The organism is Armatimonadota bacterium, assembly GCA_023511795.1.
Taxonomy (GTDB): domain Bacteria; phylum Armatimonadota; class UBA5829; order DTJY01; family DTJY01; genus JAIMAU01.
In genome coordinates this window covers 1-11,657 of sequence record JAIMAU010000002.1, presented here as the reverse complement: position 1 = coordinate 11,657, position 11,657 = coordinate 1, and the positions used below count along the sequence as shown (strand labels likewise).

4 protein-coding genes, 2 tRNA genes and 3 rRNA genes are annotated in these 11,657 nt (G+C 50.6%); all 9 read right to left on the bottom strand.

What is annotated here, in order from left to right; genetic code table 11:
- Positions 1-4: 4 nt before the first annotated feature.
- Positions 5-940, bottom strand: coding sequence for a glycoside hydrolase family 130 protein (locus K6T99_02905; protein MCL6518755.1), 936 nt, complete (start codon positions 938-940; stop codon positions 5-7).
- A 166-nt stretch (positions 941-1,106) separates the two neighbouring features.
- Entirely contained in the window at positions 1,107-2,309 is a 1,203-nt protein-coding gene (locus tag K6T99_02900) for an exo-alpha-sialidase (GenBank protein ID MCL6518754.1), read from the bottom strand.
- A gap of 41 nt (positions 2,310-2,350) precedes the next feature.
- Positions 2,351-3,790 carry a serine hydrolase gene (locus K6T99_02895; protein MCL6518753.1) on the bottom strand — a complete coding sequence of 480 codons (1,440 nt, stop codon included), beginning with the start codon at positions 3,788-3,790 and terminating at the stop codon, positions 2,351-2,353.
- 125 nt (positions 3,791-3,915) lie between these two features.
- Positions 3,916-6,771, bottom strand: a complete 2,856-nt coding sequence (locus K6T99_02890) for a hypothetical protein (protein ID MCL6518752.1) — start codon at positions 6,769-6,771, stop codon at positions 3,916-3,918.
- 300 nt (positions 6,772-7,071) lie between these two features.
- Positions 7,072-7,188, bottom strand: a 5S ribosomal RNA gene (gene rrf, locus K6T99_02885).
- Positions 7,189-7,273: 85 nt separating this feature from the next.
- Positions 7,274-10,264 (bottom strand): 23S ribosomal RNA (locus K6T99_02880).
- Between the two features lie 201 nt (positions 10,265-10,465).
- Positions 10,466-10,541 (bottom strand) — tRNA-Ala (locus K6T99_02875).
- 70 nt (positions 10,542-10,611) lie between these two features.
- A tRNA-Ile gene (locus tag K6T99_02870) sits at positions 10,612-10,688 on the bottom strand.
- A 306-nt stretch (positions 10,689-10,994) separates the two neighbouring features.
- Positions 10,995-11,657, bottom strand: a 16S ribosomal RNA gene (locus K6T99_02865); the annotation flags it as partial.

Here is an 11,657-nt window from a genome sequence, read left to right as displayed (position 1 = left end):
TTCTTCAATAGGATACTATAATGGTTGGTCTAATACCTTCCAGACATGCCTCTATTAAATCGTCTATTTGGCAAGTAGCTAAACAAATGCAGGTATCCGCCGCGCCATAGTAAACCTTAAGCTCGCCGCTGGGTTCAAGAATCGCCCCATTCGAGAAAACAACGTTCGGCACCTCTCCCCATCTTTCATAAGGCTCTCGCGGGGTTAGTATGAATTCCGGGCATTGGCCAATCACTACAGTAGGATCTTCATAATCGAGCAGGACTGCACCGAGCCGATAAACAAAGTTGCATGCAAACCACACTCCATGAATAATCAGTAGCCAGCCCCGCTCTGTCTTGATGGGCGTCGGACCTATACCCCACTTCTCACGCATCCAGGTCTCGACTTGAAGATTAAGCGGCGCCCATTCGCCCCAGTGAACAAGGTCTGGCGAGTACGAGACAAACGTAATGGCATTATTCCCACTCATCGGGCGCTCGAGCCGCGCATACCGACCGCCGATTTTCTCAGGAAAGAGGGCGCAATTTCGACTCCACGGCGAGGTGATAAACGGCATCCGCTCAAAGATTTTGAAATCAGTGGTACGGCACAAACCAATGCGCACTGTTTCGGCCATTGTCTGTGCACAGTAAGCGATATAATAAGCACCTTCAAGATACGTTACTCGGGCATCATAGCGATGCTTCTCCCACACAAAATCATTCTCGGTGCCGGGAATTTCAATTGGCGATGGATTGACCTTGAAATGTATGCCATCGTCGCTAACAGCGACGTGAAGGTCATTATCCCTGCGGCCGTCCTCGACACGTGGTATGAGAATGTACTTGTCGCCAAACTTCACCGCTCCCGGATTGTAGATGGCATTAACATGATAGGGCAAGTCTTTATAGGTAAGTATAGGATTGCCTGGGTATCGCTTCAAAAGCTCCTCTTTCATCTTATTCTCCGCTCCTGCTTTTTGGTACACAGCCGCCAACTAATCAACAGAGTGAAAGTAAAATGCTCGCCCAATCACATGCTATCTTCCCGTCCTACTTTAGACAACCCGACAAGTTTCTAATATGCCATCACTGGAGACTGCAATAATAACCGCTTGCATTCCATCACACGCAAACTCGATATCGATAGGTATCAGTTGTCCAATCGTTTTCGCTCTTTCGATAAGCAAACCATCGTGGTATGCAGACCGCAATCTCATGCGTCAGGCGGTCCTCGTAAACATGAAAGTTTGAAAGACGCATATCGGGGTTCTCACCATTCTGCACATCATCAAGTACAACCAGGGTTTCCTTTTTTAACAATAGGCTCGCCTGGTCAACTTCACCAATTACAAAAGGGTGACGTGGTAAATTACCATCTGGATTATCGCGGCAAATGTTGCCAAGCCAAAAAAGCCGACCGCTACTGTGCTTTACAAGTTGCGAGCATGAACTTGGTGAAAAGAACCTTTCAGCGTTCGTATATGTCCAAGGCCTAACCTCGCTCCAAGTCCTACCATCATCTTCTAATACAGAATACCACTTGTATCCTGGCAATTCTTTCTTTTGCATATTGCTTCCTCGAAGCACCATTAGAATCTTTCCATCGGCGACATGCGCCAGCGTTGGCTCAAATACACCCCTTGTAGTCTTTGCTGGCGAAAGACGCACTGGGCCCGATATCCCCCAGGAAATTTGCATGTCATTCTTCCACTTCCCGATGAGAACCCCAGATTGGTAAAACGGCGTGTTGTACGGCTGAAAGAGCTCTCCATCCGCATTGAGCTCAGCTATCTGAATTGGAACTGAGATTGTTCCGTTTGGCAGAAAAATCGGCGCGCAAGTCTGATCGCCCAGCATATAGCCATTCTTGCCAGAAAAAATCGGCTCAAAGGGATGGTCGGGCGTTAAGCCCTCACCAACAATCTGCTCTGCAACAGTGTAATTCCTCCCTCCATCACGCTGCACTTCATACCACATCGTCCAGCGCGATGGAGCCTCGCTAATTCTATCGTTGGGAAGGCATACTCGGTTACTGAAGCGAATCAAACAACGCCTGTAAGGGTCTATTCTCGGCGGATGGGAATAAATACGATGGACCCCCTCAGGCGATTTTCGGATGAACTCAATCTCCTCAGCCTCACCCCAAGTCCTCCCGTTGTCGCTAGACCACCGACGCCATTTTCTGTCCTGCATATCGCTTTTTGTCTGCGTCGCATATACTGCTTCCATTTCCACGCCATCGGGCCGCACATACCAGCAGTATCCAAGCCCGGCAACACCAGCCTCGGGTGATTTGGCGAAGATTTCCTTGCTGACTAGTCTCATGAATTATCCCTCATGATTCGGCAAGAAACAGCGCCGGTTGTTCACGATGCTTCTCTTTTCACCTTCTTGAACTCAACCGAAAACCAATCTGCAAGCGTCCTTATGGAAGCAACCTCACCATCTGGGCCGAGGGCGAACATTACCTTTATGTCCTCCCATATTTCAGGCCTTTCATGTCTGCCTGTGAACGTATCGAAGTGGAAATGCTTAAGCTTGTAATCAGCCGCACCATATTTGGCGTGTAAAGCTCCATCCTCAAGATAAACGGTTAGAGTCCCATAGGCCGAATCCTCATAGTCACCCACATAAGCCTCAAGCTCACGGGATGGCTTCGTCCTCTTGTGTCGAACCTCTTTGGCTTTTTGTTCCTTTGCCTCTTTCTTCGTTAGCATATTGATTTTCTTGTAAATCAAAGGCCAATTTCTTTTCGGTAGACCCAAAAGAATATCTAGAAGCAAGTTCCTAATTGATATGGCTTCGCCCGCAACTGCAAGGTTGGTCAACACCGCAATCCCCGCTTTGTGTTTTGGTATAAGCGTAACGTTGCCAGTGAAACCCCTGAGCCAGCCGCCATGGGTGACAATAATTTCACCTCGGTACTCCTCTTTGCTCCATCCCAAGCAATATGTGCTCAAGTTAGTGCCCAGATCAAAGCCATATTTATCTGGATTCTCTACTGGTATGACCATATGCGGCTTTTTCGTCTCGTCTAGGTTTCTCTTAGATACAATTTGTTCGCCCTCAAACATCCCGTCATTTAGATGGAAGCGAATCCACTTGCTCATGTCGTTGGCGCTTGCGTTGATTGCGCCCGCCGCAGTCGAATTATCATGTTCAGGAGTCGGGTAAACAACAATCTTGCCCCTATAAGGGACATGCCCATGGGAATGATCCAACGATGCCTCGGTTTCTGATACACGGCATACCGCATTCATTCCAAGAGGTTTGAAAATGCGCTCCTCCACAAATTTGCTCCAGGTAGTGCCTGCCGCGGCCCCGATTGCAAGGCCAGCTGCTGTAAAAGGAACATTTGCATACTCATAGGTTGAACGAAACGAAGTTGATGGAAGAGCAAGTCCATATCGCTTAACGATTTCTTCTGCACTTCTTTCCCCAACGCACCAAAGAGCATCATGTCGGGGCATGCCAGTTCGATGAGAAAGCAAGTCGCGCATTGTAACGTTGGCATCTGCGACCGGATCGGACAGTCTGAAATAAGGTAGGTATTTCCTAGGATGGTCGTCCCAAGCCATCTTGCCTTCATCAACGAGGATAGCCATTGCCGTTGCCGTGAAAGCTTTCGTCATGGAGGCAATGGCAAATAGAGTGTTCGGCGTTATGGAGGCGGTCGTGCCAACCTCTTTCACACCATATCCCTGGATGTATTCCTCATTCCCCTCGACGATTGCAACTGCCACTCCAGGGGTTTTCCATGCCCTCATTGCGGATATTATCGCTTTGTCAATTGCAGATGTATTCATACTCGATGATATCGCCCCTCGCCAAACTTAACGGCATGGAGAAACACCAAAAAGAAGAAATAGGAACCGCAGTCTATTTACTCAAGCCTTCATTTTTTGGGTTCCCCATGCCCCCATAGTCTCCCCTATCCAACAGCAACAGACACAATCCCGTATGCTGGAACCTTTACGGTCAATATATCTCCATTCATGCGCCCCTCGGTACCATGAACCCTTCTTTCCAGCAGGTCAACTTGAGTAAATGGCGAACCTGGAGCGACAAGGTCCGAGATCCTTATGCGAGCTTCTGTGTCGATGCCTTCGACTTCGTAGAGTCGCAATATTAGCGCATCAAAATCCTCTGCCTTCTTTACCGCCGCCAGCATCACATTCGGCGTGAGCACATTAACAAAGCTTTTTTCCGGTGGGAGCTCTCCTGCCTGAACAGTAGTGCTGACCACCGACATTGGCGAGTTGAACTCCTCACCTGCCCGGGTTGCGGCTGTCCTATCACATGGCCCAATGTGCGGAATTACGGCAAACCTGATTTCATGGTCTCGTATCTCAGGCAGTGGGTCGGGATCGAAGCTTGACCTAATGAGGGTAAGTCTCAGCGTATCCTCAAAGCACGAATGCCCATACTTCGAATCATTGACCAGCGTTATGCCATGTTCCTCATCTGAAAGATCTGCCCATTTCAGTGCTGGGATCTCTTGTTCAGACTGAGGTCTGGTCTGGCTACCGAAAGGAATCTCATAGGTAGCAGTGCCGCCCACCACATTTACAGGGAACGCCACTTTCAGCATTGGGACACCAGTCTCTGGTGTGCCGCGTTCAACCCACCGCGTGTTGAGTTTGAAATCTACCATTCGAGAACCGGCATTTAGACCTATCTCAACAGAAATGGTGGAATCTTTATATTTTCTGTCGCACCTTACTGCAACACGGTTTGGCCCACGCTGAGTCACCTTAATAACACCGCCACTCGTGAGCTCAATCTTTTCCTGCGTTTGGCCAATAACCCAAGCTGTCATCCCGTGAGGGCACTCCTGATAAACCTCAAGTACTCCTAGTAGCTTTCCTTCGGGAACATAATCAAAACCCGTCTCTTTATCAATCAGATGCTTGATAGCGCCTGAAGGAAAGTCTATCTCTAACCTCAGGAATTCGTTCTCCATTATGCTAGGCCCACTTGGATCTGGAAAATCAATCCCATAGATGCTGTTAAACATGTGGCTCATGCTGGCGCCTTCACCAGAAACTTGAATTGGCTTGCTGTCTATAGCATATACTTTGTATCCCAATGGGGGTACATCCGCCTTGAATGCAACTGTGACAAAGTTGTGGCCCCAGTAGCCTCCCTTTCCGACTACCTGACCCTTTAACTCAGTGCCTTCCGAGTCGCGCACCACAACCTTATCGTCATCCAGAGGTTTGTTCCAAACTTTTGCATATACAATCTCCGAGCGTGCCCATGGCTTATGATTGTATACTAAAACTGGCTCAGCTCCTTCTGCGCCTGCATTGTACGCTGTAACTCCACCAGGCAGACTAGGGTCGCCTGCACCTGCCCCAAGTCCATTGCCCAATCCTGACGCCATAGTGCTCGTCTGCCCTTTCACCGCCTTCTCGGTATTAACCCTTGACGCTAGTTGCCTGAGAGCCCTCGTTCGAATCGAAGACGACGTAGCCATAATCTCCTGGAAAAGACCCTGCGCATACTCATAAGTAGCGTGCACACCGGATCCTGGAAGTATGTCATGGAAATGGTTAAAAAGCGTCCATCTCCATGCCCTACGAATCAAATCATGTGGGTATTCCATCTCTCCAAAATGAGAACCAATGAGAGCCAAGGTCTCTGCCTCTGGGAGAGTGATTTCACTTACTCGGTTGGCATATTTGATATTGCTTTGCGAGGTGTAACATCCTTCAAATATAAAGTTTAAGTCCGAATCCACAACGGGTAGCTTTACATCCGCCTTTTCAACGATGTTAAAAAATGCCTTGACGGTATCAAGCTTGACATTCGGATAAATTGGCCAGGACTGGAGATCGCGAACCTTGCGAAGGTCTGCTCTTGTCGGTCCGCCTCCATGGTCTCCAACGCCCCAAACGTAAAGGAAGTCCTTAAGTCCAGTTTCCTTGACAAAATCAATCATATTCTCTGCCATCTCTGGATAAATTGGACCATTGTAACCATGCCTATCCTTGTCGTTGAAAACAATTATTTCACTCCCATCCGGTGATCTCCACTTATAAAGCCAGGGCCCTGGCCCTGTGCGGCAATGGTAATATCTGGAAACACCACCTCGAGATAGGATAGCAGGAATGGTGTGCGCATGCCCGAAGGTGTCCGGCGACCAGTCAATTTTGACGTCTTCTGGTTCGAGGCCCATGGCTTCCTTAAAATATTGCCTTGTATATAGAAGATGCCGGCACAGCGATTCACCAGATACGATGTTCTTATCGCCCTCCACCCACATGCTAGCCGTAACGTCCCATCGGCCTTCCTTTACACGCTGCTTAATTTTTTCGAAAATTTCCGGGCAGTAGGTCTGCATGGCGATGTACACGGATGCTTGGCTCTGAGCATAGCAGAAGTCGGGGTACTCGTCCATCAACTTATCCATCGTCAAAAAAGTATCATGCGTGACATTGACGGTCTCTTGCCAAGGCCACATCCAGTTCATGTCAATGTGAGCATGCCCACAGCAATGGATAGTGTACGCCTTTGCCGCCTCCCCAATTGGCGCCATTATCTTTTCTGCCTCCGACACTGCAGCCTCAACATCAACCGGGCCTCCTGCCGAAATCGTGTTTTTTACTACCTCTGCCGCCTTTAGGATGAGATTCTGCCATTCATCTTGCTTTTCTGGAAATAGTTGGACAAATTTTGCAGCAAACTTCATTTCGGCTCTGATTCTCTGCAAGAAGGCTACCCCTTCTGCCTCAGCCAAATTTATGCTGTTGAGTAAACCATCGAATGATTCTTTGAAGTCCATCAAACTCTTCCTCTCAAATGTTATTAGCGTTCTTGGAATTTTAAGCTTATGCTTTCAATCCCGGATTTTACCTTCTCCAGGTCCACCTGAGTAATAATTGGTGCAGAAGTAAAGTGATTCCTTCGAAAATGTGGCGATATTAAGAAATGTAGAAACGTTTTTTGTGAGGAATTTCCTTTGGTTAGACGTTTTGGGCAAATTTAATGCTACACAGACGCACCAGACACTTTCACTAAAGCCAAAGGTCATGACCAATGAAAAAGCCCTTGGATTCGCACGAATCCAAGGGCTTTATTTATAAGCTGGCGACGACCTATTCTTCCGCCGGGTTGCCCCGGAAGTACCGTCGGCCCTGGAGGGCTTAACTACCGTGTTCGGGATGGGAACGGGTGTACCCCCTCCGGCATGGTCACCAGCAAAACTTAAGACAGTGCAAGACCGCACATTGAAAACCGCATAGAGTTTGGGCAAAGCTACTCAGCGAAAAGCTGAGAGCAAATTAGTGGTCAAGCCGCTCGACCGATTAGTACAGCTAGGCTGAACACATTACTGTGCTTACACCTGCTGCCTATCAACCAGGTAATCTACCTGGGGTCTTACTCCCAGCCCGAAGGCGGGAAGAGAAGTCTAATCTTGGGGTGTGCTTCGCGCTTATATGCTTTCAGCGCTTATCACGACCAGACATAGCTACCCAGCGTCTGCTCCTGGCGGAACAACTGGTACACCAGAGGTCTGTCCATCCCGGTCCTCTCGTACTAGGGACAGCTCCCCTCAAACTTCTTGCGCCCGCGACGGATAGGGACCGAACTGTCTCACGACGTTCTGAACCCAGCTCGCGTACCGCTTTAATGTGCGAACAGCACAACCCTTGGGACCCTATTCAGCCCCAGGATGCGACGAGCCGACATCGAGGTGCCAAACCTTGCCGTCGCTGTGAGCGCTTGGGCAAGATCAGCCTGTTATCCCCGGGGTAACTTTTATCCGGTGAGCCATGGCACTTCCACACGTTGCCATAGGATCACTAGGCCCTGCTTTCGCATCTGTTCGAGACGTCTCTCTCGCAGTTAAGCTCCCTTATGCCCTTGCGTTCGACACCTGGTTTCCAACCAGGCTGAGGGAACCTTTGGGCGCCTCCGTTACCTTTTAGGAGGCGACCGCCCCAGTCAAACTACCCGCCTGATACTGTCTCCTCGGAGGGTAACTCCTCGGGTTAGAGTTCCGAGATAGCAAGAGTGGTATTCCACTGGCGCCTTGCGGCTCCCACATATTCTCTACATGTTATCCCAGAATCCAATATCAAGGTGTAGTAAAGCTCCACGGGGTCTTTCCGTCCTGTCGCGGGTAATGCGCATCTTCACGCATGCTACAATTTCACCGAGTCCCTCGTTGAGACAGCGCTCAAGTCGTTACGCCATTCGTGCGGGTCGGAACTTACCCGACTAGGAATTTCGCTACCTTAGGACCGTTATAGTTACGGCCGCCATTCACCAGGGCTTCAATTCAGGGCTTCCCTTGCGGTAACCCCTCCTATTAACCTTCTGGCATTGGGCAGGCGTCAGCCCCTATACCTAGGGTTTCCCCTTAGCAGAGACCTGTGTTTTTGGTAAACAGTCGCTCGAGCCTTGTCACTGCGACCCCGGTGAACCGCTGCGTCGCAGCAGCAACCCACCAGGGCACCCCTTCTCCCGAAGTTACGGGGTCAACTTGCCTAGTTCCTTAACGAGGGTTATCTCGCACGCCTTGGTATCCTCTACCTGCCTACCTGTGTCGGTTTGCGGTACGGTCAGACTAGCACTGGCTAGAGGTTTTTCTCGGCAGACATTATCCCTGCTTCGCTTTGGATTTCTCCTCCACTCGTCCGCTGCCAGAGCTTAACCTCCGAACGGATTTGCCTATCCAGAGACTCCTACAGCGGAACACGGTCAACCAATCCCGTGCTCAGGAACGCTGCCTGCGTCACCCCATTGCTCATAACGCGCTAGCCTGGTACTGGAATATCAACCAGTTGTCCATCGCCTACGGCGTTCGCCCTCGGCTTAGGCCCGACTAAACTCAAGAGGACGAGCCTTCCTTAAGAACCCTTAGGCTTTCGGCGGAAGAGATTCTCACTCTTCTTTTCGCTACTTATACCGGCATCCTCACTTCCCTGCAGTCCACCTGTGCTTACGCTCAAGCTTCACCCCGCAGGGAACGCTCCTCTACCGCTCCGGCTTGCGCCGGAACCCATAGCTTCGGTGGCTGGCTTGAGCCCCCTTACATTATCGGCGCAGAATCCCTATCGACCAGTAAGCTGTTACGCACTCTTTAAATGATGGCTGCTTCTAAGCCAACATCCTGGTTGTCTATGAGATTCTACATCCTTTCACACTTAGCCAGCTCTTAGGGACCTTAGCTGATGGTCTGGGCTGTTTCCCTCTCGACTATGAAACTTATCCCCCACAGTCTCACTCCCGCGCTAATGTCATGCCATTCGGAGTTTGGTTGAGTTCGGTAACCTGGTGGGGCCCCTAGCCCATCCAGTGCTCTACCTGCATGACACAACACGCGAGGCTGCACCTAAATGCATTTCGAGGAGAACCAGCTATCTCCGAGTTCGATTGGCATTTCACCACTACCCACAGCTCATCCAAGCCGTTTTCAACCGACACTAGTTCGGGCCTCCACCAGGTCTTACCCTGGATTCACCCTGGCCATGGGTAGATCACTCGGTTTCGGGTCTAATCAGCGCTACTAAGTCGCCCTTTTCGGACTCGCTTTCGCTTCGGCTCCGTATCTTTGATACTTAACCTCGCAACGCTGATTAACTCGCCGGTTCATTATGCAAAAGGCACGCGGTCACACATTCCTCCAGCCGAAGCCAGAGGCATAGTGCTCCCACAGCTCGTAAGCATACGGTTTCAGGTTCTATTTCACTCCCCTTCCGGGGTTCTTTTCACCTTTCCCTCACGGTACTGGTCCACTATCGGTGGCAAAAGGTATTTAGCCTTAGGAGGTGGTCCTCCCAGATTCCCACAGGGTTCCTCGTGTCCCGTGGTACTTGGGTGTCTCGCTAGGAGTCTCCTACGTTTCGCTTACGGGGCTCTCACCCTCTATGGCCGGCCTTTCCATGCCGTTCAGCTACGCAGAAGATTTGTCACTCCTTGCAGGATTCACGGCTCCTACACGCGAGAACCCACTACACCTATGCCGCAACGCCCGTGAGCTATATTCACGGCATAGGTTTAGGCTCTTCCCCGTTCGCTCGCCACTACTTAGGGAATCACTTTTGTTTTCTTTTCCTCTGGGTACTAAGATGTTTCAGTTCCCCAGGTGCCCCCACGCAGGCTATGTATTCACCTGCGTGTGACGCGGTATTACCCGCGCCGGGTTGCCCCATTCGGGAATCCTCGGATCAAAGCTTGTTTGCAGCTCCCCGAGGCGTTTCGCCGCTGACCGCGCCCTTCATCGGCCTTTTGCCCCAAGGCATCCACCGTACGCTCTTTCTAGCTTGACCAAAAAAGCGCTAGATGTCACATTCACCCGTTACTCTATGCGGTTTTCAATGTGCGCTCCCAACATCATCGGAGGCTACCTTGGCAATGCTTCGACCTGCCAAGCTTTGCAACCTCCGATGGGACGCCAGTGCTATGCTGGCGTCCGGGAAAAACTTTTTCTTGTGTCTCGCCGCCGCTAGTATATTTATCCAGCGACTTGGTGGTGGAGGCTAGCGGGCTCGAACCGCTGACCTATTGCGTGCAAAGCAATCGCTCTCCCAACTGAGCTAAGCCCCCTAGTTCAGTCGAAAGTCAAAGATAATTGGCGGTTTGCTCTTTCCCGCGCCTTTCATTTTCGCCTGGCTTCTGGTGGGCCTAAGTGGAATCGAACCACTGACCTCACCCTTATCAGGGGTGCGCTCTAACCAACTGAGCTACAGGCCCATTCCATTCTCTCCATTGCAAAAGTGAATTTGCAATGGAAATAAATGTTTTACCCAAGCTCTTTTCGAGACACAACAACGGGGAAGACTCTCGCCTTCCCCTAAAAAATGTCAAGGAGCGATAGTCTGTCTTAATTTCCAGTTTAAGTTTTATATGACGTAAGCGTCATGTATTATACCAGACTCACTTTTCCCTGACAACTGAATAGTGCAAGCGAAGCATCAGGTGAGATCGACCTAGGAGTTGCAGTCTGTTCGCACTTGCATAACCAACAGGTTACGCAAGCGGCAGACCGTTACTCCTTAGAAAGGAGGTGATCCAGCCGCACCTTCCGATACGGCTACCTTGTTACGACTTAGTCCCCCTTACCGGCCACACCTTCGGCAGCTCCCTCCCTTGCGGGTTGGGCCACTGACTTCGGGTGCAGCAGACTCAGGTGACTTGACGGGCGGTGTGTACAAGGCCCGGGAACGTATTCACCGCAGTTTGGCTGACCTGCGGTTACTAGCGATTCCGCGTTCACGAAGTCGAGTTGCAGACTTCGATCCCAACTGAGGCCGTATTTTTGAGATTAGCTCTGCCTCGCGGCTTCGCATCCCTTTGTTAACGGCCATTGTAGCATGTGTGTAGCCCAGGGCGTAAGGGCCATGCCGACTTGACGTCATCCCCACCTTCCTCCCGCTTACACGGGCAGTTTCGGAAGAGTTCCCGACTTTACGCTGGCAACATCCGATGAGGGTTGCGCTCGTTGCGGGACTTAACCCAACATCTCACGACACGAGCTGACGACAGCCATGCAACACCTGTCTCGCTGCCTGCATTGCTGCAGGAGGTACCACTTTCATGGACTTTCAGCGGATGTCAAGCCCTGGTAAGGTTCTTCGGTTAGTGACGAATTAAACCACATGCTCCACCGCTTGTGCGGGCCCCCGTCAATTCCTTTGAGTTTCAACCTTGCGGCCGTACTCC

Excerpts from the sequence above, each read along its gene's own strand:
- K6T99_02895 (MCL6518753.1), bottom strand. The coding sequence starts at position 3,790 with ATGAATACATCTGCAATTGACAAAGCGATAATATCCGCAATGAGGGCA.
- K6T99_02890 (MCL6518752.1), bottom strand. The coding sequence starts at position 6,771 with ATGGACTTCAAAGAATCATTCGATGGTTTACTCAACAGCATAAATTTG.
- K6T99_02900 (MCL6518754.1), bottom strand. The coding sequence starts at position 2,309 with ATGAGACTAGTCAGCAAGGAAATCTTCGCCAAATCACCCGAGGCTGGT.
- K6T99_02905 (MCL6518755.1), bottom strand. The coding sequence starts at position 940 with ATGAAAGAGGAGCTTTTGAAGCGATACCCAGGCAATCCTATACTTACC.